Source organism: Pseudomonas sp. 30_B (assembly GCF_017491605.1).
Lineage (GTDB): Bacteria > Pseudomonadota > Gammaproteobacteria > Pseudomonadales > Pseudomonadaceae > Pseudomonas.
On record NZ_JAFGYY010000002.1, the window covers coordinates 170,083 to 194,656 of the forward strand.

Sequence of the window (24,574 nt, forward strand, 5' to 3'; positions counted from 1 at the left end):
AGGGTGTCGGGTCAAAGCAGGAAGCTCCGCAGGTTCGGGTCGAGGAGGCTGGTATTCCAGGTCTGTTCGAACTGTTCCAGCAGCTGGCGGGTGCGGCCAGGGTTGTTGTAGTGGGCATAGCCGGCATGGTCACCCGGTTCCGGGCGCAATAGCAGGCCGCAGTCGTCGGCCAGCACGAAGGCATGCTCTTCGCTGGGATAGTCGGGGTTGATCCGGCGGATCTGGCAGTAGCTGGACAGGCGCCGGCTGAGATTCAGCAGGCGGTGGCCTTCCTTCACGGCGCGGCTGCTGTCGCGCACCAGGATCATCAGGCGGTTGCGCGGGTTGCCCAGCAGCAACCGGGTGCAGGCCTCCTGGATGCTGCTGTGGTGATACAGCCAGGGCTCCAGGTCGGGGGTGTAGAGGTAGAGCGTGCGCTGCGCCTGTTGCATCAGTGCCAGGGCGTGGGCGCGGGCGTCCTCTGGCTTGTTGAAGCGGTGCAGCTGGTCGCCTTCGCCAAGGCGGAACGGAGCGGGCTCCAGTGCCTCGGGGGGCAGGGCTTCGCTGGGCGGGTTATGGACGATGAAGCGCCCCGGAGACTGAAACTCGATGTCCGGCAGTTCTTCCGGCGGATCGTCTTGTTCCGGGGCGTTGTCCATCTCGATGCCTCAGTCGCTTTCGCGCACCATGTCCACGTGGGGAAGGCCGGCGTCGAGGAATTCGCCGCTGGCTACCTTGAAGCCTAGCCGCTCGTAGAAGGGGATGGCGTAGACCTGGGCGGTCAACAGCTGGCGTTTCAGGCCCTGGCTTTCGGCTTGCTCGATGACGGCACGCATCAGCAGGTCGCCGACCTTCAGGCCGCGCCAGTCCTTGAGTACGGAAACGCGGCCGATGTGCCCGTCCGGCAGGAGGCGGGCGGTGCCGATGGCGTAGTCGCCTTCGAAGGCCAGGAAGTGCACGGCTTCGACATCCTCGGCGTCCCATTCGAGTTCCGGCGGCACCGATTGCTCGGCGATGAACACCGCCTCGCGAATGCGCCGCAGGTCGGCATTATCCTTTTGCCAGTCCGCCACGCGAACCCTGATCTTGCTACTCATCGGCGAACTCCAGACTGCCTTGTTTGATCAGTTCTCCCACGAGCTTACGCCCATCCTCATCGGCCAGCCATTGGCCGAGATTGCCTTCGTGCAGCGATTCGGCCGAGCACACCAGCTTGAGCAGTTCGCGCAGTTTCTCCGGCAGCACGACGGTCTGGCCGCTGGCGAACAGCAGCAGGCCGACGTCCACTTCGCTCCAGGCCAGGCGCGCGCTGGGGTTGCGGATCAGTACGGCGCCGTCGGTGATTGCGGCGGTCAGTTCGTCTTCCTCGATCTCTTCGCCCGCGACCAGTTCCGGGTAGCGCGGTTCGGTCATGAACTGGCCGAACCAGGTGAGCAGCAGGCGCTCGTCGCTCATGTGTTCCTGCAGCAGGTTCTTCAGGCGATCGAGGGCGTCGCGCTGGATCTTGTGCTGGTCTTCTTCGCCTTTGACTGCGACCATGCCGGCGTCGCTGTAGCGCTCTTCATCGGAGAGAAACTGGGCGAGGAAGTCGGTGAAGTGGGTCAGCACTTCGGCGGCGCTGGGGGCGCGGAAGCCGACCGAGTAGGTCATGCAGTCGTCTTCGGCGATGCCGTAATGGGCGATGCGCGGCGGCAGGTAGAGCATGTCGCCGGGTTCCAGCACCCATTCGGCGCTCTCTTCGAATTCGGCGAGGATGCGCAGGTCGGCGTGGGGCAGCAGGGGGCTGCTGGCGTCGCAGGTCTGGCCGATCTTCCAGCGGCGATGGCCGTGGCCCTGGAGGAGGAACACGTCGTAGTTGTCGAAGTGCGGGCCTACACCACCGCCGGGCGCGGCGTAGCTGATCATCACGTCGTCGATGCGCCAGCTGGGCAGGAACTTGAAGTGCTCCAGCAACTCGGCGACTTCCGGGATGAACTGGTCGACAGCCTGCACCAGCAGGGTCCAGTCACGCTCGGGCAGGTCCTTGAAGGCGTCTTCCTTGAACGGGCCGCGACGCAGCTCCCAGGGGCTGTCGCCGTGCTCGACGACGATGCGCGACTCGATCATCTCTTCCAGGGCGAGGCCGGCCAGTTCGTCAGGGTCCAGCGGGCTCTTGAAGTCGGGGATGGCCTGGCGCACCAGCAAGGGCTTTTTCTGCCAGTAATCGCGGAGGAATTCGTCGGCGCTGATGCCGCCCAGAAGCTGAAGAGGAATAGCAGGATTCATGGTTAAGTCCTTGAAACAAAAACGCCCGGCACAGCCGGGCGTGCAAAGTCAGGGCGAATCTCAGATGCGCTTGGCCTGGGCGGCGGCGTTACCGATGTAGTTCGCGGGAGTCAGTTTCTTCAGCTCGGCCTTGGCTTCGGCGGGCATGTCGAGGCCTTCGATGAACACCTGCAGGGCTTCGGCGCTGATGCCTTTGCCGCGGGTCAGCTCCTTGAGCTTCTCATAGGGGTTCTCGATGCCGTAGCGGCGCATGACGGTCTGGACCGGCTCGGCCAGGACTTCCCAGCAGGCGTCCAGGTCTTCGGCGATGCGCGCGGCGTTCAGTTCCAGCTTGCCGATGCCCTTGAGGCTGGCTTCGTAGGCGATGACGCTGTGGGCGAAGCCGACGCCCAGGTTGCGCAGCACGGTGGAGTCGGTCAGGTCGCGCTGCCAGCGGGAGATCGGCAGTTTGCTGGCCAGGTGCTGGAACAGCGCGTTGGCGATACCCAGGTTGCCTTCGGAGTTCTCGAAGTCGATCGGGTTGACCTTGTGCGGCATGGTCGAGGAGCCGATCTCGCCGGCGACGGTCTTCTGCTTGAAGTAGCCCAGGGAGATGTAGCCCCAGACGTCGCGGTCGAAGTCGATGAGGATGGTGTTGAAGCGCGCGATGGCGTCGAACAGCTCGGCGATGTAGTCGTGCGGCTCGATCTGGGTGGTGTAGGGGTTCCAGTTCAGGCCGAGGTCGCCTTCGATGAATTCGCGGGCGTTGGCTTCCCAATCCACTTGCGGATAGGCCGACAGGTGGGCGTTGTAGTTGCCCACGGCGCCGTTGATCTTGCCCAGCAGCTCGACCGAGGCGACCTGCTTGATCTGGCGCTCCAGGCGGTAGACGACGTTGGCCAGTTCCTTGCCCAGGGTGGTCGGGGAGGCCGGCTGGCCGTGGGTGCGCGAGAGCATCGGCACGTCGGCGAACTTCACCGCGAGTTCGCGGATGGATTCGGCGATCTGGCGCATCAGCGGCAGCAGCACGGTATCGCGGCCTTCGCGCAGCATCAGGGCGTGGGACAGGTTGTTGATGTCCTCGGAGGTGCAGGCGAAGTGGATGAACTCGCTGACCTTGGCCAGTTCCGGCAGCTTGGCGGCCTGCTCCTTGAGCAGGTATTCCACGGCCTTGACGTCGTGGTTGGTGGTGCGCTCGATGTCCTTGATGCGCTGCGCGTGCTCCAGCTGGAAGTCGTCGGCAAGAGCGTTCAACAGGGCGTTGGCTTCGGCGGAGAAGGGTGCCACTTCCGGGATGCCGGCGTGGGCGGCGAGGCGCTGGAGCCAGCGAACCTCCACCAGGACGCGGAAACGGATCAGGCCGTATTCGCTGAAAATCGGACGCAGGGCGCTGGTTTTGCTGCCGTAACGGCCGTCAACGGGGGAAACCGCGGTAAGGGAGGAAAGCTGCATGGGGCGTTCTCGTGGCTGGAGGTCAACGAAAAGGGCGCACATCATACACGAAAGCGGCGCTCAGGTCGCCTTTGCGGCGACCGGCAGGAGGTGTTTCAGCCGCGCAACAAGGGGCGCAGTTCGTTGAGCATTTTCTTCCGCGCGAACAGCATCTGCCAGCGGTTGCCGCCGAGCTGTCGCCACAGGCGCGCGGAGCGGATGCCGGCCAGCAGCAGGGCGCGGATGCGCGCGGCGTTGGCGTTGATCTGCAGGTGACGCATGTCGCCGTGCACCTGGATGCGCTGACGGAAGGTGCTCAGGGTGTCCTGGTAGAGACCGGCGCAGGAGGCGATGACGTTCTCGTGGACCAGGCCGAAGTGCTGCACCTGCTGCTGGATCTGGTCCAGGCGGCTACCCATGATGTCGAGCATGTCGTCGCGCTTGTTCAGCTGGCGTTCCAGGCCGATCAGCGACAGGGCGTAGCGCAGCGGCTCGCGCTGCAGGCTGTTGGGGTCGCGCTCGAGCGCGCTGACCAGGGCGCGGAAGCCTTCGCGCAGGTTGGCGGTATCGCCGCCATAGACATCGAGGGTGGTTTTCGGGTCGCGCACCAGCAGGCTGCCGAGCATGCAGCGCAGCGGCGCCTCGGGGATCTGGCCGGTGCGGGCGAGACGGTCTACCAATGCTGCGGATTCGAAAACGCCGGAGAGGGCAATGATCTGGTCGTGCAGATCGCTCATGCGGTTTCCTTAGCGAACGCGGGTTCTGCGGATTCGATGACGCCGCCGCCGAGACAGATCTCGCCGTCGTAGAAGACTACGGACTGGCCGGGGGTAACGGCGCGCTGCGGCTCGTCGAACACCGCGCGGTAGCCGTTGGCGGTGCGTTCCAGCACGCAGTCCTGGTCGGCCTGGCGGTAGCGCACCTTGGCGCGAAGAGCCTTGGGCTGGTCCAGGTCGATGGGGTTGACCCAGTAGATGTGCGAGGCGTGCAGCGCGCGGGAGAACAGCCAGGGGTGGTCGTTGCCCTGGCCGACGACCAGGACGTTGCGCGCCAGGTCTTTCTCCAGCACGTACCAGGGGCTGTCATCGGCGTTCTTCAGGCCGCCGATGCCCAGGCCCTGGCGCTGGCCGATGGTGTGGTACATCAGGCCGACATGCTTGCCGATGACGGTGCCGTCGGTGGTTTCGATGTCGCCCGGCTGGGCCGGCAGGTACTGCTTGAGGAAGTCGCTGAAGCGGCGTTCGCCGATGAAGCAGATGCCGGTGGAGTCCTTCTTCTTCGCGGTGGCCAGGCCGTATTTCTCGGCGATGGCGCGCACTTCGGGCTTCTCCAGTTCGCCGACCGGGAACAGGGTCTTGCCGATCTGCTCGCCGCCTACGGCGTGGAGGAAGTAGCTCTGGTCCTTGTTCGGGTCCAGGCCCTTGAGCAGTTCACTGCGGCCGTCGATGTCGCGGCGGCGCACGTAGTGGCCGGTGGCGATCAGGTCGGCGCCCAGGGCGAGGGCGTAGTCGAGGAAGGCTTTGAACTTGATCTCGCGGTTGCAGAGGATGTCCGGGTTCGGCGTTCGGCCGGCCTTGTACTCCTCGAGGAAGTGCTCGAAGACGTTGTCCCAGTATTCCGCGGCGAAGTTGGCGGTGTGCAGTTTGATGCCGATGCGGTCGCAGACGGCCTGGGCATCGGCCAGGTCGGTCATGGCGGTGCAGTATTCGGTGCCGTCGTCTTCTTCCCAGTTCTTCATGAACAGGCCTTCCACCTGGTAGCCCTGTTCCTTGAGGAGGAGGGCGGAGACGGAAGAGTCCACGCCGCCGGACATGCCGACGATGACGCGGGTGTTCTGCGGGCTTTTCAGCGAAGAAGGGGTGGAATCAGGCATGGCGGCGCATCACGGGTGCAGGTAAAGGCGGGGATTCTACCAGAGCTGAGCGGCTGAGGCTCGGCTGCGGGCTCAGTCGCGGATCAGCATCAGCGGGAATCGCTCGCCCTTCAGGTAGTCGTCGATGCAGCGCAGGACCAGATGGCTGCGCCAGCGCTCGGGTTGGGCGGCGAGTTCGTCGCGGGTCATCCAGCGGGCGCCGAGAATGCCGTCGTCCAGGGCGCGCTCGGGGTGGTGGCGCAGCGGGCGGGCGGCGAAGCAGACGCGCTGGTAGGTCACGCCATTGCTCGGTGCGGTGTAGAGGTAGATGCCGGTGACCGCAGTCAGCTCGACGTCCCAGCCGGTCTCTTCAAGGGTTTCGCGCACGGCGGCCTCGATGAGGGTTTCGTTGGCTTCCAGATGGCCGGCGGGTTGGTTGAAGACCTGTTTTTTGTCAGCGGACATTTCCTCCACCAGCAGGAAACGGCCCTGGTCTTCGACGATGGTGGCGACGGTGACGTGTGCTAGCCAGCGCATGGATGCGGTCTCGTGAGTTGGAAAAGGCGCGAGTTTAACGTTGCCGGGTGCAGAAAGCAGAACCCCCGGGAGGGCCCGGGGGTTCTGTATTACGCGAAGTACCTTACGCCAGTGCGTCGATCGCGGCGTTGAAGGTCGCGCTCGGGCGCATGACCTGCGAGGTCAGCTCCGGGTTGGAACGGTAGTAGCCACCGATGTCCGCCGGCTTGCCCTGCACGCCGTTCAGTTCGGCGACGATGGCCGCTTCCTTCTCGGTCAGGGTCTTGGCCAGGGGAGCGAAGTGAGCCTTCAGCTCGGCATCGTCGTTCTGCTCGGCCAGGGCCTGGGCCCAGTACATGGCCAGGTAGAAGTGGCTGCCGCGGTTGTCGATCTCACCGATCTTGCGCGACGGCGACTTGTTGTTGTCGAGCAGCTTGCCGGTGGCGATGTCCAGGGTCTTGCCCAGTACCTTGGCCTTGGCGTTGTTGGTCTTGATGCCTTCTTCCTCGAAGGAGACGGCCAGGGCCAGGAACTCGCCCAGGGAATCCCAGCGCAGGTAGTTCTCTTCCACCAGCTGCTGTACGTGTTTCGGAGCCGAACCGCCGGCGCCGGTCTCGTACATGCCGCCGCCCGCCATCAGCGGAACGATGGACAGCATCTTGGCCGAGGTGCCCAGTTCCATGATCGGGAACAGGTCGGTCAGGTAGTCGCGCAGGACGTTGCCGGTCACCGAGATGGTGTCCAGGCCGCGCAGCTGGCGCTCCATGCTGGTGCGGATGGCTTCGTTGTAACCCTTGATGCTGATGTCCAGGCCGGTCAGGTCGTGGTCCTTCAGGTACAGCTCGACCTTCTTGCGCAGCTCGTTGTCGTGGGCGCGCTCCGGGTCCAGCCAGAAGATGGCCGGGGTGTTGGACTGGCGGGCGCGGGTAACGGCCAGCTTGACCCAGTCGCGGATCGGGGCGTCCTTGGTCTGGCAGGCGCGCCAGATATCACCGGCCTGCACTTCGTGCTGCATCAGGACCTTGCCGTCGGCGTCGACCACACGCATGGTGCCGTCGGCTTCCATTTCGAAGGTCTTGTCGTGGGAGCCGTATTCCTCGGCCTTCTGCGCCATCAGGCCGACGTTCGGTACGCTGCCCATGGTGGTCGGGTCGAACGCGCCGTTGGTTTTGCAGAAGTTGATCATTTCCTGGTAGATGCGGGCGTAGGTGCTTTCCGGCATTACCGCTTTGGTGTCTTTCTGCTTGCCGTCCTTGCCCCACATCTGACCCGAGTTGCGGATCATGGCCGGCATGGAGGCGTCGACGATCACATCGCTGGGGATGTGCAGGTTGGTGATGCCCTTGACCGAGTCGACCATCGCCATTTCCGGACGGTGGCTGTACACCTCGTGGATGTCATGCAGGATTTCTTCCTGCTGCGAGGCCGGCAGCGACTTGATCTTGTCGTAGACGCTGGAGATGCCGTTGTTCGGGTTCACGCCCAGCTCTTCGAACAGCTTGCCGTACTTCTCGAACACGTCCTTGTAGTAGACGGTGACGGCGTGGCCGAAGACGATCGGGTGGGAGATCTTCATCATGGTGGCCTTGACGTGCAGGGACCACATGACGCCGGTTTCCTTGCAGTCCTGCAGGGTCTTCTCGAAGAAGGCGCGCAGTTTGCTGCAGCTCATGAACATGCTGTCGAGGACTTCGCCTTCCTGCATCTTCAGGGTCTTCTTGGTCTCGACCTTGCCGTCCTTGCCGACGAACTCGATGCGGACTTCACCGGCCTTCGGAATGGTGACCGACTGTTCGCTGGAGAAGAAGTCGCCGCCACGCATGTAATCGGCGTGGGAGCGCGAGGCCATGCTCCACTTGCCCATGCTGTGCGGGTGCTTGCGGGCGTAGGCCTTGACGGCGGCCGGGGCGCGGCGGTCGGAGTTGCCTTCACGCAGGACCGGGTTCACGGCGCTGCCCAGGACCTTGGCGTAACGCGCGCGGATGTCGTTCTCTTCGGCGGTCTGCGGGTCTTCCGGGAAGTCCGGAACGGCGAAGCCCAGTTTCTGCAGTTCGGCGATGGCGCCCTTGAGCTGCGGTACCGAAGCGGAGATGTTCGGCAGCTTGATGATGTTGGCTTCGGGGGCGGTGGCCAGTTGGGCCAGGTAGGCCAGGTCGTCTTCGATGGCCTTGTCGCCGAGTTTGTCGGCGAAGGAGGCCAGGATACGGCCTGCAAGAGAGATGTCGCGGGTTTCTACGTCGATGCCGGCGGAGGCGGCGAAGGCTTTTACGATGGGAAGCAGCGAGTAGGTTGCAAGGGCCGGTGCTTCGTCGGTGAAGGTGTAGGTGATCTTCGAGCGGATGGACATCTCGTTCTAACTCTCTTCTTTGCTGGGCGCGCACAGAGTCTCGAATCGCGTTGGTACACGCTTGCGTTCAACGAAGTGGTTGACCGACCTTCGAGATTTGCCGCGGGGATATTGGGGCGCCAGTAGAGCGTTGTACGACGGGTTCCTGGTGTGGACTCCGCCGTGGCGAGGAGAGAGTCTGGTCCCAGACTGCTCGGACCTCGATGACCATTAAGTCATGCCGGCCAGTATACCACCCTAAAGGCAGGGTGATGCGCGTCCCTTTTTTAGACTAAGGAATGATGTAGTTCGATCACCGACTTGTGAGCTACCCTCAGTGGCTGCAAGAGGGTTTCAACCAAAAAGCGGAGTTCAGCATGGGATACCAAAAGATCCAGGTGCCGGCCGGTGACAAAATCACCGTCAACGCCGATATGTCCTTGAATGTACCGAAGAACCCGATCATCCCCTTCATCGAGGGGGATGGCATTGGCGTCGACATCAGTCCGGTCATGATCAAGGTCGTCGACGCAGCCGTCGAGAAAGCCTACAAGGGCGACCGCAAGATTGCGTGGATGGAAGTCTACGCCGGCGAAAAGGCCACTCAGGTCTACGACCAGGACACCTGGCTGCCCCAGGAAACCCTGGATGCCGTGCGCGACTACGTTGTTTCCATCAAGGGCCCGCTGACCACGCCGGTCGGTGGCGGCATCCGTTCGCTGAACGTGGCCTTGCGCCAGCAGCTCGACCTGTATGTCTGCCTGCGCCCGGTGCGCTGGTTCGAAGGCGTGCCCAGCCCGGTGAAGAAGCCCGGCGACGTGGACATGGTGATCTTCCGCGAGAACTCCGAAGACATCTACGCGGGCGTCGAGTGGAAGGCCGGCACCCCGGAAGCCCAGAAGGTCATCAAGTTCCTCACCGAGGAAATGGGCGTCAAGAAGATCCGCTTCACCGACAACTGCGGCATCGGCATCAAGCCGGTTTCCCAGGAGGGCACCAAGCGCCTGGTGCGCAAGGCCCTGCAGTACGCCGTGGACAATGATCGCAGTTCAGTGACCATCGTTCACAAGGGCAACATCATGAAATTCACCGAGGGCGCCTTCAAGGACTGGGGCTACGAGCTCGCCCGCGACGAGTTCGGCGCCCAGCTGCTCGACGGCGGCCCGTGGATGCAGTTCAAGAACCCCAATACCGGCAAGAACATCGTGGTGAAGGACGTGATTGCCGACGCCATGCTGCAGCAGATCCTGCTGCGCCCGGCCGAGTACGACGTGATCGCCACCCTGAACCTGAACGGCGACTACCTGTCCGACGCCCTGGCGGCGGAAGTGGGAGGCATCGGCATCGCGCCGGGGGCCAACCTGTCCGACTCGGTGGCCATGTTCGAGGCGACCCACGGCACCGCGCCCAAGTATGCCGGGCTGGACAAGGTGAACCCGGGCTCGGTGATCCTCTCCGCCGAGATGATGCTGCGCCACATGGGGTGGCCGGAAGCGGCCGACCTGATCATCAAGGGCGTGAACGGCGCCATCGCGGCGAGAACTGTTACCTATGATTTCGAGCGCCTGATGGAAGGCGCCAAGCTGCTGTCCTGCTCGGAGTTTGGCGACGCGATCATCGCCAAGATGTAATCCTGGGCGGAGCGCCCATGAAAAAGGCCGGCTGATGCCGGCCTTTTTCATTGTTTTGATCCGAAAGGATCAGGCCTCTGCCGTGAGGTTCTGCATCTCGCTGCTCGGGGCAGTCTGGGCGGAGGGGGCGGACGTGTTGGCAGTGATGGGTTGAATGTTGACTGCATGCAACCCCTTCGGACCTTGCAGGATCTCGAAGCTTACGGGTTGGCCGGCCTTGAGTGTCTTGTAGCCATCCATCTGAATGGCCGAGTAATGAGCGAACAGGTCCTCATCTCGGCCCTCAGCCAGGATGAATCCATAGCCCTTGGCGTTGTTGAACCACTTGACCTTACCGCTGAGCATGCTGATATCCCTCTGCAAAGGACTCCATCGCTGGAGTATCATCCACTACGATTCCGCTACAGCCTTTATCAGGGGCTGGCGTCCGGAACTCCTGATACCCTCCGGGGGGTATCCTTTGGTTGTAACACCCTTTTGCCGTTAGTCAAGGCGGCGTCGTCTGGGCCTGAGAGACGTTTCAAACTCCGGTCGGCCCCCTCATTCACCCACTCGCAAAGCTTTTATTCCAGCATGCATGCAAGTAGCCAGATTCGACTAACATTCAATCAGGACCGCCCGGATCCATTGGAAGACGAAGGGACGGGGCTCGCGGTCGAGGAATCCAAGCCCGCGCTGAAGCCGCCCTCCATGTATCGGGTCATCATGTTCAACGATGATTACACCCCGATGGATTTCGTGGTTGAGGTGCTCGAGTTGTACTTCAACATGAACCGTGAGCAGGCAACCAAGGTCATGTTGACCGTGCATACTCAAGGCAAGGCGAACTGCGGGAGCTTTACCCGCGACGTCGCTGAAACCAAAGCCATGCAGGTCAATCAATATGCGAGGGAGAGCCAACATCCACTGTTGTGCGAAATAGAGAAAGAAGGTTGATGCGGATGTTTGGGAGCGAGGTGAAGTCATGTTGAATCGAGAGCTCGAAGTCACCCTCAATCTCGCCTTCAAGGAGGCGCGGGCGAAGCGGCATGAGTTCATGACCGTTGAGCACTTGCTGTTGGCGCTTCTGGATAACGAAGCTGCCGCAACGGTCCTGAGAGCGTGTGGAGCCAACCTGGACAAGCTGCGGCGGGACCTGCAGGAGTTCATCGACTCCACCACGCCACTGATTCCTCAGCATGATGAGGATCGCGAGACCCAGCCGACCCTGGGCTTCCAGCGCGTACTGCAGCGCGCAGTGTTTCACGTGCAGAGCTCCGGCAAGCGTGAAGTGACCGGCGCCAATGTGCTGGTGGCCATCTTCAGCGAACAGGAAAGTCAGGCGGTGTTCCTGCTCAAGCAGCAGAGCGTTGCGCGTATCGATGTGGTCAACTACATCGCCCATGGTATTTCCAAGGTGCCGGGCCATGCCGAGCATCAGGAAAACGAGCAGGACATGCAGGACGAGGAGGGCGGCGAGTCTTCGACCTCCAGTCATCCGCTGGATGCCTACGCCAGCAACCTGAACGACCTGGCGCGCCAGGGGCGCATCGATCCGCTGGTTGGCCGTGAGTCCGAAGTCGAGCGTGTCGCGCAGATTCTCGCGCGCCGCCGCAAGAACAATCCGCTGCTGGTCGGTGAGGCGGGCGTCGGCAAGACCGCCATCGCCGAAGGCCTGGCCAAGCGCATCGTCGACGGCCAGGTACCGGACCTGTTGTCCGACAGCGTCGTCTATTCCCTGGACCTGGGCGCGCTGCTGGCGGGCACCAAGTACCGCGGCGATTTCGAGAAACGCTTCAAGGCGCTGCTCAACGAGCTGCGCAAGCGTCCGCATGCGGTGCTGTTCATCGACGAAATCCACACCATCATCGGCGCCGGTGCGGCCTCGGGTGGCGTGATGGATGCGTCCAACCTGCTCAAGCCGCTGTTGTCCTCCGGTGAGATCCGCTGCATCGGCTCCACCACCTTCCAGGAATTCCGTGGAATCTTCGAGAAGGACCGCGCGCTGGCCCGTCGCTTCCAGAAGGTCGACGTCACCGAGCCGTCCGTCGAGGACACCTTCGGCATCCTCAAGGGCCTGAAGCCGCGTTTCGAGCAGCACCACCACGTCGAATACAGCGACGAGGCGCTGCGCGCCGCCGCCGAACTGGCTGCGCGTTACATCAATGACCGGCACATGCCGGACAAGGCCATCGACGTGATCGACGAAGCGGGCGCCTACCAGCGCCTGCAGCCGGAAGAGAAGCGCGTGAAGCGCATCGAGGTGCCGCAGGTCGAGGATATCGTCGCGAAGATCGCCCGCATTCCTCCGAAGCACGTCTCCAGCTCCGATAAAGAACTGCTGCGCAACCTGGAGCGCGACCTGAAGCTGACCGTGTTCGGTCAGGCGGCGGCCATCGAGTCGCTGTCCACCGCGATCAAGCTGTCCCGTGCGGGCCTGAAGTCGCCGGACAAGCCGGTTGGTTCCTTCCTGTTCTCCGGTCCGACCGGGGTGGGCAAGACCGAGGTGGCTCGCCAGTTGGCCAAGGCGCTGGGCGTGGAGCTGGTGCGCTTCGACATGTCCGAGTACATGGAGCGGCACACCGTGTCCCGTCTGATCGGCGCCCCACCGGGCTATGTCGGTTTCGATCAGGGCGGCCTGCTCACCGAAGCGATTACCAAGACGCCGCACTGCGTGCTGCTGCTGGATGAGATCGAGAAGGCACACCCGGAAGTCTTCAACCTGCTGCTGCAGGTGATGGACCACGGCACCCTGACCGACAACAACGGGCGCAAGGCGGACTTCCGCAACGTCATCCTGATCATGACCACCAACGCCGGCGCGGAAACCGCGGCGCGAGCCTCCATCGGCTTCACGCTGCAGGATCACTCGACCGATGCCATGGAAGTGATCAAGAAGAGCTTCACGCCGGAGTTCCGCAACCGCCTGGATACCATCATTCAGTTCGGCCGCCTCAGTCTCGAGACCATCAAGAGCATCGTCGACAAGTTCCTCACCGAGCTGCAGGCGCAGCTGGAGGACAAGCACGTGCAGATCGAGGTCAGCGACGCGGCGCGCAACTGGCTGGCGGAGAAGGGCTACGACCCGCAGATGGGTGCGCGTCCGATGGCGCGGCTGATCCAGGACAAGATCAAGCGGCCGTTGGCCGAGGAGATCCTGTTCGGCGAGCTGGCCGAGCACGGCGGCGTGGCCCATGTGGACCTGAAGGATGGCGAGCTGGCCTTCGAGTTCGAAGTGACCGCCGCAGAACCGGCCTGACGATGCTCAGGTTTAAAAAATAAGGCGCAAACGAAAACGCCCGGCAATGCCGGGCGTTTTTCTGTGTGCCGGATTCGACTTCCGGCGCTACCGTCCGTCAGCGGGCGCGGTAGGTGATACGACCCTTGGACAGGTCGTAGGGCGTCAGTTCTACGCGAACCTTGTCGCCGGTCAGGATGCGGATGTAGTTCTTGCGCATCTTGCCGGAGATGTGCGCGGTAACGACGTGCCCGTTCTCCAACTCCACGCGGAACATGGTGTTGGGCAGGGTGTCGACGACAGTGCCTTCCATTTCGAAGCTGTCTTCTTTCGACATGCAGTAGAGCCCTCGGTATCTATGGTTGCCTGAAGTTTCAGGCCATTAAAAAAGGCACACATTGTGCCTGAAAATGCCCCACAACGCCAACTGGCGTGTAATGAGTCAGTTCAGCACCACCCAGCGCTGGTTCACGAACAGCTCGATCGGCCGGTACTGGGTCTTGTAGTTCATCTTCCGACAGTTCTTGATCCAGTAGCCGAGGTAGACCGCGTGCAGGCCAAGGCGGTGGGTCTCGGCGATCTGCCAGAGGATGGCGAAGCGTCCCAGGCTGCGACGTTCTTCGTCAGGATCATAGAAGGTGTAAACCGCCGAGAGTCCGTTGGGCAGCACGTCGGTAACCGCGACGGCCAGCAGACGGCCTTGCAGGCGGAACTCGAAGAAGCAGCTGAACGGCAGGTCGCGCACCAGGAAGGTGGCGAACTGGTCGCGGCTGGGCGGGTACATGTCACCGTCTGCGTGGCGCTGCTCGATGTAGCGCATGTACAGCGCGTAGTACTCCTCGGTGAAGGTCGGTCGCTTGCGGATGACTTCCAGGTCGGCATTGCGCTTGAGAATGCGTTTCTGCTGGCGGTTAGGGAGGAAGTTGGCGGCCGGAATGCGTGCCGGGATGCAGGCGGTGCAGTGCTGGCAGTGGGGGCGGTACAGGTGTTCGCCGCTGCGCCGGAAACCGACCTCCGAAAGCGAGGCGTACAGCTGTGCGTCCATGGGCTGGCTGGGGTCGAGGAACAGGGTGGTGGCCTGTTCCTCGGGCAGATAGCTGCATGGGTGCGGCTGTGTGGCGTAAAACTTCAGGCGGGCGAGCTCGGTCATCTTCAACCCCTGCGAGGACCCTCTGGCAAGTTTATGTCAGGCTGGGCTGGTCCGCTTGCGAAGTCCAGTCCTGCAGCGGCAATTGGTCGAGATGGCGGCGCAGATAAGAGGCGAATTCGCGCCGGGAGATGGCGCGTGCGCCAAAGCTGTGCAGGTGCTGGGTCGGCATCTGGCAGTCAATCAGTTCGAAACCCGCAGTCTTGAGACGTTGCACCAGGGCGACGAACGCCATCTTGGAGGCGTTGTCCGCGCGGCTGAACATGGATTCGCCGAAGAACAGCCGACCGATGGCCAGTCCGTAAAGACCGCCGACCAGCTCGTCGTTGTCCCAGGCTTCTACGGAGTGCGCGATGCCCATGCGGTGCAGCTCGCAGTAGGCATTCTGCATCGGTGTGGTGATCCAGGTGCCGTCCGCGTAGTCGCGCGGGCCGGCGCAGCCGTGGATGACCTGTTCGAATGCCTGGTCGATGGTGATCTGGTAATGCTCCTGGCGGATGAACTTGGCCAGGCTGCGGGAAACGTGCAGTTCGTCGGGGAACAGTACGGTGCGCGGATCGGGTGACCACCAGAGGATCGGCTGGCCGTCCTGGTACCAGGGGAAGCAGCCGTGACGGTACGCCTGGATCAGGCGGCGTGGATCGAGGTCGCCACCGGCCGCGAGCAGGCCGTTGGGCTCGTGCAGGGCCTTGTCCAGGGGTGGGAAGTCGAAGTTGTCGCGGGAAAGCCAGTTGAGCATGGGCGGAGGAGGGGAGGGCGGGCCTCCCCTTTGACCGGTCAGTTGGCGTCGAGGAACTTCTCGGCGTCCAGCGCGGCCATGCAGCCGGCGCCGGCGGAGGTGATCGCCTGGCGGTAGACGTGGTCGGCCACGTCGCCAGCGGCGAACACGCCTTCGATGCTGGTCTGGGTAGCGTTGCCTTCGGAGCCGCCCTTGATCTTCAGGTAGCCGTCATGCATGGCCAGTTGGTCGACGAACAGCTCGGTGTTGGGCTTGTGGCCGATGGCGATGAACACACCGGACAGGTCCAGCTGGCGGGTTGCGCCGCTGTCGGTGTCCTTCAGGCGCACGCCGACCACACCCATGTCGTCGCCCAGGACTTCGTCCAGGGTGGTGTTCCAGTGCAGGCGCACGTTGCCGTTCTGGGCCTTCTCGAACAGCTTGTCCTGCAGGATCTTCTCCGAGCGCAGCTTGTCGCGGCGGTGGATCAGGTGGACTTCCTTGGCGATGTTGGACAGGTACAGTGCCTCTTCCACGGCGGTGTTGCCGCCGCCGACCACGCAGACCACCTGGTTGCGGTAGAAGAAGCCGTCGCAGGTGGCGCAGGCGGAGACGCCCTTGCCCATGAAGGCCTGCTCGGAGGACATGCCCAGATATTGTGCGGAGGCGCCGGTGGCGATGATCAGTGCGTCGCAGGTGTAGGTGCCGCTGTCGCCCTTGAGGGTGAAGGGCTTCTGCTGCAACTCGGCAGTGTGGATGTGGTCGTAGACGATCTCGGTATCGAAACGTTGAGCGTGTTGCTGCATGCGCTCCATCAGGGCGGGACCGGTCAGGCCTTCCACATCGCCCGGCCAGTTATCGACTTCGGTGGTGGTGGTGAGCTGGCCGCCGGGCTGGATGCCGGTGATGACAACAGGCTTGAGGTTGGCGCGAGCGGCGTACACGGCAGCGGTGTAGCCCGCGGGGCCGGAGCCCAGGATGATCAGGCGCGAATGCTTGACTTCACTCATAAAAAGACTCCATAAGCCTTTGTCACGTAAGAGAATGCATGCTCCAATTGAGCAGCCGAAAATCGGTGATGGGCTATGCTACACCGAACCTCGGAAAGCCGGCAAAAGCGCCGTCGGACGCTTCCGGGCTCGCTGGCATCGGCTGGCCAAAGCCGTACAATAGGCCCGTTTGAGGCTCAACGACTCTCGGAAGCGCGCATAGCGCAGGAATAGACGCGTTTTGAAGGACACCACAGCAAGCCACGCCGCCGCCTGGCGCCAGCAATTGCACTACCGTCTGAAGGAGGGGGCCCTGATCGCGCTCGGCGCGCTCTGCCTCTACCTGTGGATGGCACTGCTCACCTATGATCCGTCCGATCCGGGCTGGAGTCACTCCAGTCACGTCGATCAGGTTCAGAACGCCGCCGGCCGCCTGGGTGCCCTGAGCGCCGACATCCTGTTCATGGTGCTGGGCTATTTTGCCTACCTGTTCCCGCTGCTGCTGGCGGTGAAGACCTACCAGGTCTTCCGCAAGCGCCACCTGCCCTGGGAGTGGAGCGGCTGGCTGTTTTCCTGGCGCCTGATCGGCCTGGTCTTCCTGGTGCTGGCCGGCTCCGCGCTGGCCTACATCCATTTCCATGCCAATGGCAGCCACATGCCGGCCAGTGCCGGCGGCGCCCTGGGCGAGAGCCTGGGGCAACTGGGTGTCAATGCGCTGAACGTGCAGGGCAGCACCCTGCTGTTCCTGGCCCTGTTCCTGTTCGGCATGACCGTCTTTGCCGACCTGTCCTGGTTCAAGGTCATGGACGTTACCGGCAAGATCACCCTCGATCTCTTCGAACTGATCCACAATGCCGCCAACCGCTGGTGGAGCGCCCGTAGCGAGCACAAACAGCTGGTCGCCCAGTTGCGCGAGGTTGATGAGCGCGTGGCCGAAGTCGCCGCGCCCATCGTTGCCGACCGCCGCGAGCAGGCCAAGGTCAAGGAACGCCTGATCGAGCGTGAGGAAGCGCTGGTCAAGAGCGTGCAGGAGCGCGAGAAGCGCGTGGCGCCGAAGATCGACGTCCCGCCACCGCCCATCAAGCCGGCCGAGCCGAGCAAGCGCGTGCTGAAGGAAAAGCAGGCACCGCTGTTCGTCGATACCGCCGTGGAAGGCACCCTGCCGCCGCTGTCGATCCTCGACCCGGCCGCCGAGAAGAAGCAGAGCTACTCGCCGGAGTCCCTGGAGGCCATGTCGCGCCTGCTGGAGATCAAGCTCAAGGAGTTCGGCGTCGAAGTGGTGGTCGAGTCGGTGCATCCCGGCCCGGTGATCACCCGTTTCGAAATCCAGCCGGCCGCTGGTGTGAAGGTCAGCCGCATCTCCAACCTGGCCAAGGACCTGGCGCGCTCGCTGGCGGTGATCAGCGTGCGCGTGGTGGAAGTCATCCCCGGCAAGACCACCGTGGGTATCGAGATCCCCAATGAAGACCGGCAGATGGTGCGCTTCTCCGAAGTGCTGATGACGCCGGAATACGATGAGCACAAGTCCACCGTGCCGCTGGCGCTGGGTCACGACATCGGTGGCAACCCGATCATCACCGACCTGGCGAAGATGCCGCACCTGCTGGTGGCCGGTACCACCGGTTCCGGTAAGTCGGTGGGCGTGAACGCCATGCTCCTGTCGATCCTGTTCAAGTCCACGCCGGAAGAGGCGCGGCTGATCATGATCGACCCGAAGATGCTGGAACTGTCGATCTACGAGGGCATTCCGCACCTGCTCTGCCCGGTGGTCACCGACATGAAGGAGGCGGCCAACGCGCTGCGCTGGAGCGTTGCCGAGATGGAGCGCCGCTACAAGCTGATGGCGGCCATGGGCGTGCGTAACCTCGCCGGCTTCAACCGCAAGGTGAAGGACGCGGAGGAAGCCGGCACGCCGCTGACCGACCCGCTGTACCGCCGCGAGAGCATGGAAGACGAGGCGCCGCTGTTGCAGACCCTGCCGACCATCGTGGTGGTGGTGGACGAATTCGCCGACATGATGATGATCGTCGGCAAGAAGGTGGAAGAGCTGATCGCCCGTATCGCCCAGAAGGCGCGGGCCGCCGGTATCCACCTGATCCTGGCGACCCAGCGTCCGTCGGTGGACGTGATTACCGGCCTGATCAAGGCCAACATTCCGACCCGTATCGCCTTCCAGGTGTCCAGCAAGATCGACTCGCGCACCATCCTCGACCAGGGCGGCGCCGAGCAACTGCTGGGTCACGGTGACATGCTCTACCTGCCGCCGGGCACCGGCCTGCCGATCCGCGTCCATGGCGCCTTCGTTTCCGATGACGAGGTGCACCGTGTGGTCGAGGCGTGGAAACTGCGCGGCGCACCGAACTACATCGAGGACATCCTCGCCGGCGCCGATGAAGGCGGTGGCGGCGGCTCGTTCGAAGGTGGCGGTGGCGAAGGCGGTGAGGGCAGCGAGGACGATCCGCTCTATGACGAGGCCGTGCGCTTCGTCACCGAAAGCCGCCGGGCTTCGATTTCCGCCGTGCAGCGCAAGCTGAAGATCGGCTACAACCGCGCCGCGCGGATGATCGAGGCGATGGAAATGGCTGGCGTGGTCACTCCGATGAATACCAATGGCTCGCGCGAAGTGATCGCGCCGGCCCCGATCCGTGATTGATTCGACTTCGAGGATTTCGATGCGTCTGATCCGCCTGTTGTTCGTTGCTGCGCTGGCTGTTGCCGGCGTCCAGGCCCATGCCGACGAGGCTGCTGCGCAGCGCCTGAGCGGGATGCTCACCAAGGCCCAGACCATGACCGCGCGCTTCTCCCAGCTGACCCTGGACGGCAGCGGCACGCGCCTGCAGGAAACCGCAGGTACCCTGGGCCTCAAGCGCCCGGGCCTGTTCCGCTGGCACACCGATGCGCCGAACGAGCAGCTGCTGATTTCCAATGGCGAGAAGATCTGGCTGTACGACCCGGACCTGGAGCAGGTGACCATCCAGAAGCTCGACCAGCGCCTGACCCAGACCCCGGCCCTGCTGCTTTCCGGCGACGTGTCGAAGATCGGCCAGAGCTTCGACATCACCGCCAAGGACGGCGGCAATGTGGTCGACTTCACCCTCAAGCCGAAGTCCAAGGACACCCTGTTCGACAGCCTGCGGATTTCCTTCCGCAGCGGCGTGGTGAACGACATGCAGCTGATCGACAGCGTCGGCCAGCGTACCAATATCCTGTTCTTCGACGTGAAGATGAACGAGGCGATGGATGCCAAGCAGTTCGTCTTCGAGGTGCCCAAGGGCGTCGACGTCATCCAGGAATGACCGAGGCCTCGCGCCCGTTTGAGTTATAGGTAAGCCCCGTGGATCTGTTCCGCTCCGCCCCCGTTTCCCAGCCCCTGGCCGCGCGCTTGCGCGCGACCAGCCTGGACGAGTACGTCGGCCAGGAGCACCTGCTCGCCCGCGGCAAGCCGCTGCGCGAAGCGCTGGAGCAGGGCGCGCTGCACTCGATGATCTTCTGGGGACCGCCGGGTGTCGGCAAGACCACCCTGGCGAAGTTGCTGGCCCAGGTCACCGACGCGCATTTCGAGACCATCTCGGCGGTGCTCTCGGGGGTGAAGGAAATCCGCCAGTCGGTGGAAGTGGCCAAGCAACACGCCGCGCAGTACGGCCGCCGCACCATCCTCTTCGTCGACGAAGTGCACCGCTTCAACAAGAGCCAGCAGGATGCCTTCCTGCCCTATGTCGAAGACGGCACCCTGATTTTCATCGGCGCGACCACCGAGAACCCGTCCTTCGAGCTGAACAACGCGCTGCTGTCCCGCGCCCGCGTCTACGTGCTGAAAAGCCTGGACGAAGCGGCGCTGCGCCGGCTGGTAGAGCGTGCGTTGACCGAGGAGAAGGGCCTGGGCAAGCGCAATCTGAGCCTGCCCGACGACAGCTTCGCCATCCTCATGGCCGCCGCCGACGGCGATGGCCGCCGCCTGCTCAACCTGCTGGAGAACGCCTCGGACCTCGCCGAGGACAATGGCGAGATCAGCGCCGAACTGCTGCAGAACCTGCTGGGCGACTCGCGCCGGCGCTTCGACAAGGGCGGCGAGGCCTTCTATGACCAGATCAGCGCGCTGCACAAGTCGGTGCGCGGCTCCAGTCCCGATGGCGCGCTGTACTGGTATTCGCGCATGCTCGATGGCGGCTGCGACCCGCTGTATATCGCCCGCCGCGTGGTGCGCATGGCCAGCGAGGACATCGGCAACGCAGACCCCCGCGCACTGACCCTGTGCCTCAACGCCTGGGATGTGCAGGAACGCCTGGGCAGCCCGGAAGGCGAGCTGGCCATTGCGCAAGCTATTGTCTATCTGGCCTGTGCGCCGAAGAGCAATGCCGTCTACAACGCCTACAACACGGCACGCCGTGACGTGGCCGAGAGCGGCTCGCTGGAAGTACCGCTGCACCTGCGCAACGCACCGACCAAATTGATGAAGAACCTGGGCTATGGCGACGAGTATCGCTATGCCCATGATGAGCCGGATGCCTATGCGGCCGGGGAAGACTACTTCCCCGAGTCCATGGAACCGCGCCACTATTACCAACCCGTGCCGCGCGGGCTGGAGCTGAAGATCGGCGAGAAGTTGCGCCATCTGGCGAATCTCGACCAGAGCAGTCCGCGCAAGCGTAGAAAATCCTGAAGTGGCGCCCGCGAGCGCCGCCTGACACTAGACACGAGAAGACACCATGCTCGATTCCAAACTGGTTCGTACCCAGCCGCAGGAAGTGGCCGAACGCCTGGCCACCCGTGGCTTCACCCTGGACGTGGCGCGCATCGAAGCGCTGGAGAGCCAGCGCAAGACCGTGCAGACCCGCACCGAGACCCTGCAGGCCGAGCGCAACTCGCGCTCCAAGGCAATTGGCCAGGCCATGAAGAATGGCGAGGACGTCGCGCCGCTGAAGGCCGAGGTCAACCGCATGGCCGAGGAGCTGGAAGCCGGCAAGCGCGAACTGGATGCCATCCAGGTCGAGCTGGACAACCTGCTGCTGAATATTCCGAACCTGCCGCACGAATCCGTACCGGTGGGCGAGGACGAAGAGCAGAACGTCGAAGTCCGTCGTTGGGGCACCCCGCGTAGCTTCGATTTCGAGATCAAGGACCACGTCGCCCTGGGCGAAAAACACGGCTGGCTGGACTTCGAGACCGCCGCCCGCCTGTCGGGCGCCCGCTTCGCTCTGATGCGCGGCCCGATCGCACGCCTGCACCGCGCCCTGGCGCAGTTCATGATCGACCTGCACACCCGCGAGCACGGCTACGAAGAAGCCTATACCCCGTACCTGGTGCAGGCCCCGGCGCTGCAGGGCACCGGCCAGCTGCCGAAGTTCGAGGAAGACCTGTTCAAGATCCAGCGTGAAGACGAAGCGGACCTGTACCTGATCCCGACCGCGGAAGTTTCGCTGACCAACATCGTGGCCGGACAGATCCTCGACGCCAAGGAGCTGCCGCTGAAGTTCGTCGCCCACACCCCGTGCTTCCGCAGCGAGGCCGGCGCCTCGGGCCGCGACACCCGCGGCATGATCCGCCAGCACCAGTTCGACAAGGTCGAGATGGTGCAGATCGTCGAGCCGTCCAAATCCTGGGAAGCCCTGGAAAGCCTGGTCGGCAACGCCGAGAAGGTCCTCCAGGCCCTGGAGCTGCCGTACCGCGCCCTGGCGCTGTGCACTGGCGACATGGGCTTCGGCGCCGCCAAGACCTACGACCTGGAAGTCTGGGTGCCGAGCCAGGACAAGTACCGCGAGATTTCTTCCTGCTCCAACTGCGGCGACTTCCAGGCACGCCGCATGCAGGCGCGCTACCGCAACCCGGAAACCGGCAAGCCGGAGCTGGTGCATACCCTCAACGGCTCGGGCCTGGCCGTGGGCCGTACCCTGGTCGCCGTGCTGGAGAACTACCAGCAGGCCGACGGCTCGATCCGCGTACCGGAAGTGCTCAAGCCGTACATGGCGGGCATCGAGGTCATCGGCTGAGATGGACTTCCTGCCGCTGTTCCACATCCTGCGCGGACGTCGCGCGCTACTGGTCGGCGGCGGTGATGTCGCACTGCGCAAGGCGCGTCTGCTGAACGACGCCGGCGCGGTGCTGCGCGTCGTGGCTCCGGATGTGCATCCGGAGTTGCGCGAGCTGGTCGAGGAGGGCGCGGGTGAACTGCTCCTGCGCCCCTATGTCCAGGGCGATCTGCAGGATTGCGTGCTGGTTATCGCCGCGACCGACGATGAGCCGCTCAACGCCCAGGTCTCCCGCGATGCGAATGAGCGCGGCGTGCCAGTCAATGTGGTGGATGCACCTGCCCTGTGCAGCGTGATCTTCCCGGCCATCGTCGACCGTTCACCGCTGGTGGTGGCGGTCTCCAGTGGTGGCGACGCGCCAGTGCTGGCGCGCCTGCTGCGCGCCAAGCTGGAAACCTGGATACCGGCGACCTACGGCCAGCTGGCCGGTCTCGCCAGCCGCTTCCGCGAGCGCGTGAAGCAGCGCCTGCCGGATCTGCAGCAGCGCCGCAAGTTCTGGGAAGAGGTGTTCCAGGGACCGGTGGCCGAACGCATGCTCGCCGGTCAGCCGAGCGAAGCTGAACGCCTGCTGGCGGGCAAGCTGGAGTCGCCGCAGGCCGAATCCCGCGGTGAGGTTTATCTGGTCGGCGCCGGGCCGGGCGATCCCGATCTGCTGACCTTCCGCGCCCTGCGCCTGATGCAGCAGGCCGACGTGGTGCTCTATGACCGTCTCGTCGCGCCGGCGATTCTCGAACTGTGCCGCCGCGATGCGGACCGCCTATACGTCGGCAAGCGTCGCGCGGACCATGCCGTGCCGCAGGACGAGATCAATCGCAAGCTGGTCGAGCTGGCCCTGCAAGGCAAGCGCGTGCTACGCCTGAAAGGGGGCGATCCGTTCATCTTCGGCCGCGGTGGCGAAGAGATCGACGAGCTGGCGGCCAATGGCATTCCGTTCCAGGTCGTGCCCGGCATTACCGCGGCCAGTGGCTGTGCCGCCTACGCCGGCATCCCGCTGACCCATCGTGACTACGCACAGTCGGTACGCTTTGTGACCGGTCACCTGAAGGATGGTACGACCGATCTACCTTGGAACGATCTGGTCGCGCCGGGGCAAACCCTGGTGTTCTACATGGGCCTGGTCGGCTTGCCGGTGATCTGCGAGCAACTGGTGCGCCATGGCCGTTCCGCCGATACCCCGGCAGCGTTGGTGCAGCAAGGCACCACCGTGCACCAGCGGGTATTCACCGGCACCCTGGCCAACCTGCCCGAGCTGGTGGCCGAGCATGAGGTCCATGCGCCGACGCTGGTGATCGTGGGCGAAGTCGTGCAGTTGCGCGACAAGCTCGCCTGGTTCGAAGGGCAGCAATGAAGGCTATGCGCGGCAGTTCGTTGCCGCGCTGACCCGCTCCCGTAGGAGCGGACTCCGTCCGCGATGCTCTTCGTCGGACATATAACCGCGAACGGTTCCTACGCCAACCTCAACCCTTACGCGCGATCCCCTTGCCCGGCAGATGCTCCCGCCCATGCGGCGCGCTGAAGTCCTGCTGCGGCCCCAGCGGCACGATACCGGTCGGGTTGATGGTGCGGTGGCTGCCGTAGTAATGGTGCTTGATGTGCTGGAAATCCACCGTTCCGGCGACACCCTCCAGTTGATACAGCTCGCGCAGCCAGCCGGACAGGTTCGGATAATCCGCCAGGCGCCGCAGGTTGCACTTGAAGTGGCCGTGGTAGACCGCATCGAAGCGGATCAGCGTGGTGAACAGGCGCACATCGGCTTCGGTCAGGTATTCACCCGCCAGGTAGCGCTGCTCGCCCAGGCGCTCTTCCAGCCAGTCCAGCTCATTGAACAGGGTCTTGAAGGCCTCTTCGTAGGCGTCTTGTGTCGTGGCGAAGCCGGCGCGGTACACGCCGTTGTTCACTGCCGAGTAGATACGCTCGTTCAGCGCGTCGATCTGCGCCCGCAGCGGTTCCGGATAGAGGTCCAGCGGGTTGCCGGTGATCCCGTCGAAGGCCGAGTTGAACATGCGGATGATCTCCGCCGATTCGTTGCTGACGATGCGTTGCTCGTGCTTGTCCCACAGTAGCGGTACGGTGACGCGGCCGGTGTAGTGCGGGTCGTCTTTCGTGTAGCGCTGGTGGAGGAAGCCCAGGCCGTCGAGCTTGTCGCCGGTGGAGCCGAGCGCCTTGTCGAAGGTCCAGCCGTTTTCCAGCATCAGCCAGCTGACCACCGAAACGTCGATCAGCGACTCCAGGCCCTTCAGCTGACGGTAGATCAGCGTGCGGTGCGCCCAGGGGCAGGCCAGGGAAACATAGAGGTGATAGCGACCGGCTTCGGCGCGGAAGCCGCCTTCGCCGCTGGGGCCGGGGCGGCCGTCCGCGGTGATCCAGTTGCGGCGCTGCGCGTTCTCGCGCTGGAAGCGGCCGTCCTTGCTGGTGTCATACCACTGGTCATGCCAGCGGCCATCGATCAACTGTCCCATCTGTGTGCTCCAGAAAGCGGGTAGATGGGACCAGTCTAT

22 protein-coding genes are annotated in these 24,574 nt (G+C 63.7%); 8 read left to right on the forward strand and 14 right to left on the reverse strand.

Features of this window, described 5'->3' with window-relative positions; genetic code table 11:
* Positions 1-11: 11 nt before the first annotated feature.
* The 8 genes from J5M67_RS02935 to J5M67_RS02970 all read right to left on the reverse strand — a co-directional run bounded on the left by J5M67_RS02935 (position 12) and on the right by J5M67_RS02970 (position 8,369).
* Positions 12-638, reverse strand: a complete 627-nt coding sequence (locus J5M67_RS02935; protein WP_207883127.1) for a histone acetyltransferase HPA2 — start codon at positions 636-638, stop codon at positions 12-14.
* 9 nt (positions 639-647) lie between these two features.
* On the reverse strand, positions 648-1,076 hold the full coding sequence (locus tag J5M67_RS02940; RefSeq protein ID WP_207883129.1) for a GNAT family N-acetyltransferase: 429 nt from the start codon (positions 1,074-1,076) through the stop codon (positions 648-650).
* A complete protein-coding gene (locus tag J5M67_RS02945) occupies positions 1,069-2,244 on the reverse strand; it encodes a cupin domain-containing protein (protein WP_207883131.1) in 1,176 nt (391 codons plus the stop codon). The genes J5M67_RS02940 and J5M67_RS02945 overlap by 8 nt, the downstream gene beginning before the upstream one ends.
* A 60-nt stretch (positions 2,245-2,304) precedes the next feature.
* On the reverse strand, positions 2,305-3,675 hold the full coding sequence (gene purB / locus J5M67_RS02950) for an adenylosuccinate lyase (RefSeq protein ID WP_207883133.1): 1,371 nt from the start codon (positions 3,673-3,675) through the stop codon (positions 2,305-2,307).
* A 95-nt stretch (positions 3,676-3,770) separates the two neighbouring features.
* The gene (hflD, locus tag J5M67_RS02955) at positions 3,771-4,391 is read right to left on the reverse strand and encodes a high frequency lysogenization protein HflD (RefSeq protein ID WP_207883134.1); all 621 of its coding nucleotides are present in this window, start codon (positions 4,389-4,391) and stop codon (positions 3,771-3,773) included.
* Positions 4,388-5,527, reverse strand: a complete 1,140-nt coding sequence (mnmA, locus tag J5M67_RS02960; protein WP_207883135.1) for a tRNA 2-thiouridine(34) synthase MnmA — start codon at positions 5,525-5,527, stop codon at positions 4,388-4,390. Before mnmA ends, hflD begins: the two co-directional genes overlap by 4 nt.
* Positions 5,528-5,599: 72 nt before the next feature.
* The gene (locus J5M67_RS02965; protein WP_207883136.1) at positions 5,600-6,043 is read right to left on the reverse strand and encodes an NUDIX hydrolase; all 444 of its coding nucleotides are present in this window, start codon (positions 6,041-6,043) and stop codon (positions 5,600-5,602) included.
* 103 nt (positions 6,044-6,146) lie between these two features.
* Complete coding sequence (locus J5M67_RS02970) at positions 6,147-8,369, reverse strand: NADP-dependent isocitrate dehydrogenase (RefSeq protein WP_207883137.1); 2,223 nt, start codon at positions 8,367-8,369, stop codon at positions 6,147-6,149.
* 356 nt (positions 8,370-8,725) lie between these two features.
* Between J5M67_RS02970 and icd the strand changes: the two genes are divergently transcribed.
* Positions 8,726-9,979, forward strand: a complete 1,254-nt coding sequence (gene icd, locus J5M67_RS02975) for an NADP-dependent isocitrate dehydrogenase (RefSeq protein WP_207883139.1) — start codon at positions 8,726-8,728, stop codon at positions 9,977-9,979.
* 69 nt (positions 9,980-10,048) lie between these two features.
* Here icd and cspD read toward each other — a convergent pair whose 3' ends face one another.
* On the reverse strand, positions 10,049-10,324 hold the full coding sequence (gene cspD / locus J5M67_RS02980; RefSeq protein ID WP_207883141.1) for a cold shock domain-containing protein CspD: 276 nt from the start codon (positions 10,322-10,324) through the stop codon (positions 10,049-10,051).
* Positions 10,325-10,552: 228 nt separating this feature from the next.
* Here cspD and clpS point away from each other — a divergent pair, with 228 nt between their 5' ends.
* Both clpS and clpA read left to right on the forward strand, forming a co-directional pair.
* Positions 10,553-10,915, forward strand: a complete 363-nt coding sequence (clpS, locus tag J5M67_RS02985; protein ID WP_207883143.1) for an ATP-dependent Clp protease adapter ClpS — start codon at positions 10,553-10,555, stop codon at positions 10,913-10,915.
* Positions 10,916-10,943: 28 nt separating this feature from the next.
* Positions 10,944-13,217, forward strand: coding sequence for an ATP-dependent Clp protease ATP-binding subunit ClpA (gene clpA / locus J5M67_RS02990; protein WP_207883145.1), 2,274 nt, complete (start codon positions 10,944-10,946; stop codon positions 13,215-13,217).
* Positions 13,218-13,314: 97 nt separating this feature from the next.
* Here clpA and infA read toward each other — a convergent pair whose 3' ends face one another.
* The 4 genes from infA to trxB form a co-directional block, all read right to left on the reverse strand.
* Positions 13,315-13,533, reverse strand: a complete 219-nt coding sequence (gene infA, locus J5M67_RS02995) for a translation initiation factor IF-1 (protein WP_002553999.1) — start codon at positions 13,531-13,533, stop codon at positions 13,315-13,317.
* A gap of 105 nt (positions 13,534-13,638) precedes the next feature.
* A complete protein-coding gene (locus J5M67_RS03000) occupies positions 13,639-14,346 on the reverse strand; it encodes an arginyltransferase (protein WP_207883147.1) in 708 nt (235 codons plus the stop codon).
* Between the two features lie 31 nt (positions 14,347-14,377).
* The gene (gene aat / locus J5M67_RS03005; protein WP_207883149.1) at positions 14,378-15,082 is read right to left on the reverse strand and encodes a leucyl/phenylalanyl-tRNA--protein transferase; all 705 of its coding nucleotides are present in this window, start codon (positions 15,080-15,082) and stop codon (positions 14,378-14,380) included.
* A 38-nt stretch (positions 15,083-15,120) separates the two neighbouring features.
* The gene (trxB, locus tag J5M67_RS03010; RefSeq protein WP_207883151.1) at positions 15,121-16,071 is read right to left on the reverse strand and encodes a thioredoxin-disulfide reductase; all 951 of its coding nucleotides are present in this window, start codon (positions 16,069-16,071) and stop codon (positions 15,121-15,123) included.
* Between the two features lie 220 nt (positions 16,072-16,291).
* Here trxB and ftsK point away from each other — a divergent pair, with 220 nt between their 5' ends.
* Genes ftsK through cysG form a run of 5 tightly spaced genes read left to right on the forward strand, consistent with a single transcriptional unit; the run spans position 16,292 to position 23,424 of the window.
* Entirely contained in the window at positions 16,292-18,703 is a 2,412-nt protein-coding gene (gene ftsK, locus J5M67_RS03015; protein ID WP_207883154.1) for a DNA translocase FtsK, read from the forward strand.
* Between the two features lie 19 nt (positions 18,704-18,722).
* Complete coding sequence (gene lolA, locus J5M67_RS03020; RefSeq protein WP_045214800.1) at positions 18,723-19,346, forward strand: outer membrane lipoprotein chaperone LolA; 624 nt, start codon at positions 18,723-18,725, stop codon at positions 19,344-19,346.
* A 38-nt stretch (positions 19,347-19,384) separates the two neighbouring features.
* Positions 19,385-20,710: a replication-associated recombination protein A gene (locus tag J5M67_RS03025; RefSeq protein ID WP_207883156.1), complete on the forward strand. Its 1,326-nt coding sequence runs from the start codon at positions 19,385-19,387 to the stop codon at positions 20,708-20,710.
* Between the two features lie 46 nt (positions 20,711-20,756).
* Positions 20,757-22,037 (forward strand): serine--tRNA ligase, encoded by a 1,281-nt coding sequence (gene serS, locus J5M67_RS03030; protein ID WP_207883158.1) that lies wholly within the window; start codon positions 20,757-20,759, stop codon positions 22,035-22,037.
* Between the two features lies 1 nt (position 22,038).
* Positions 22,039-23,424 carry a siroheme synthase CysG gene (gene cysG / locus J5M67_RS03035; RefSeq protein WP_207883160.1) on the forward strand — a complete coding sequence of 462 codons (1,386 nt, stop codon included), beginning with the start codon at positions 22,039-22,041 and terminating at the stop codon, positions 23,422-23,424.
* 109 nt (positions 23,425-23,533) lie between these two features.
* On the opposite strand, the gene J5M67_RS03040 is transcribed toward cysG, so the two are convergent.
* Entirely contained in the window at positions 23,534-24,535 is a 1,002-nt protein-coding gene (locus J5M67_RS03040; RefSeq protein ID WP_207883162.1) for a glutathione S-transferase family protein, read from the reverse strand.
* Positions 24,536-24,574: the final 39 nt, after the last annotated feature.

What these genes read in the sequence shown, in the direction of transcription:
- serS (WP_207883158.1), top strand. Translation starts at nt 20,757, where the DNA reads ATGCTCGATTCCAAACTGGTTCGTACCCAGCCGCAGGAAGTGGCCGAA.
- J5M67_RS02965 (WP_207883136.1), bottom strand. Translation starts at nt 6,043, where the DNA reads ATGCGCTGGCTAGCACACGTCACCGTCGCCACCATCGTCGAAGACCAG.
- J5M67_RS03000 (WP_207883147.1), bottom strand. Translation starts at nt 14,346, where the DNA reads ATGACCGAGCTCGCCCGCCTGAAGTTTTACGCCACACAGCCGCACCCA.
- J5M67_RS03040 (WP_207883162.1), bottom strand. Translation starts at nt 24,535, where the DNA reads ATGGGACAGTTGATCGATGGCCGCTGGCATGACCAGTGGTATGACACC.
- clpA (WP_207883145.1), top strand. Translation starts at nt 10,944, where the DNA reads ATGTTGAATCGAGAGCTCGAAGTCACCCTCAATCTCGCCTTCAAGGAG.
- mnmA (WP_207883135.1), bottom strand. Translation starts at nt 5,527, where the DNA reads ATGCCTGATTCCACCCCTTCTTCGCTGAAAAGCCCGCAGAACACCCGC.
- J5M67_RS02940 (WP_207883129.1), bottom strand. Translation starts at nt 1,076, where the DNA reads ATGAGTAGCAAGATCAGGGTTCGCGTGGCGGACTGGCAAAAGGATAAT.
- cspD (WP_207883141.1), bottom strand. Translation starts at nt 10,324, where the DNA reads ATGCTCAGCGGTAAGGTCAAGTGGTTCAACAACGCCAAGGGCTATGGA.
- J5M67_RS02935 (WP_207883127.1), bottom strand. Translation starts at nt 638, where the DNA reads ATGGACAACGCCCCGGAACAAGACGATCCGCCGGAAGAACTGCCGGAC.
- aat (WP_207883149.1), bottom strand. Translation starts at nt 15,082, where the DNA reads ATGCTCAACTGGCTTTCCCGCGACAACTTCGACTTCCCACCCCTGGAC.
- clpS (WP_207883143.1), top strand. Translation starts at nt 10,553, where the DNA reads ATGCATGCAAGTAGCCAGATTCGACTAACATTCAATCAGGACCGCCCG.
- hflD (WP_207883134.1), bottom strand. Translation starts at nt 4,391, where the DNA reads ATGAGCGATCTGCACGACCAGATCATTGCCCTCTCCGGCGTTTTCGAA.
- J5M67_RS02970 (WP_207883137.1), bottom strand. Translation starts at nt 8,369, where the DNA reads ATGTCCATCCGCTCGAAGATCACCTACACCTTCACCGACGAAGCACCG.
- icd (WP_207883139.1), top strand. Translation starts at nt 8,726, where the DNA reads ATGGGATACCAAAAGATCCAGGTGCCGGCCGGTGACAAAATCACCGTC.
- infA (WP_002553999.1), bottom strand. Translation starts at nt 13,533, where the DNA reads ATGTCGAAAGAAGACAGCTTCGAAATGGAAGGCACTGTCGTCGACACC.
- trxB (WP_207883151.1), bottom strand. Translation starts at nt 16,071, where the DNA reads ATGAGTGAAGTCAAGCATTCGCGCCTGATCATCCTGGGCTCCGGCCCC.
- J5M67_RS02945 (WP_207883131.1), bottom strand. Translation starts at nt 2,244, where the DNA reads ATGAATCCTGCTATTCCTCTTCAGCTTCTGGGCGGCATCAGCGCCGAC.
- lolA (WP_045214800.1), top strand. Translation starts at nt 18,723, where the DNA reads ATGCGTCTGATCCGCCTGTTGTTCGTTGCTGCGCTGGCTGTTGCCGGC.
- cysG (WP_207883160.1), top strand. Translation starts at nt 22,039, where the DNA reads ATGGACTTCCTGCCGCTGTTCCACATCCTGCGCGGACGTCGCGCGCTA.
- purB (WP_207883133.1), bottom strand. Translation starts at nt 3,675, where the DNA reads ATGCAGCTTTCCTCCCTTACCGCGGTTTCCCCCGTTGACGGCCGTTAC.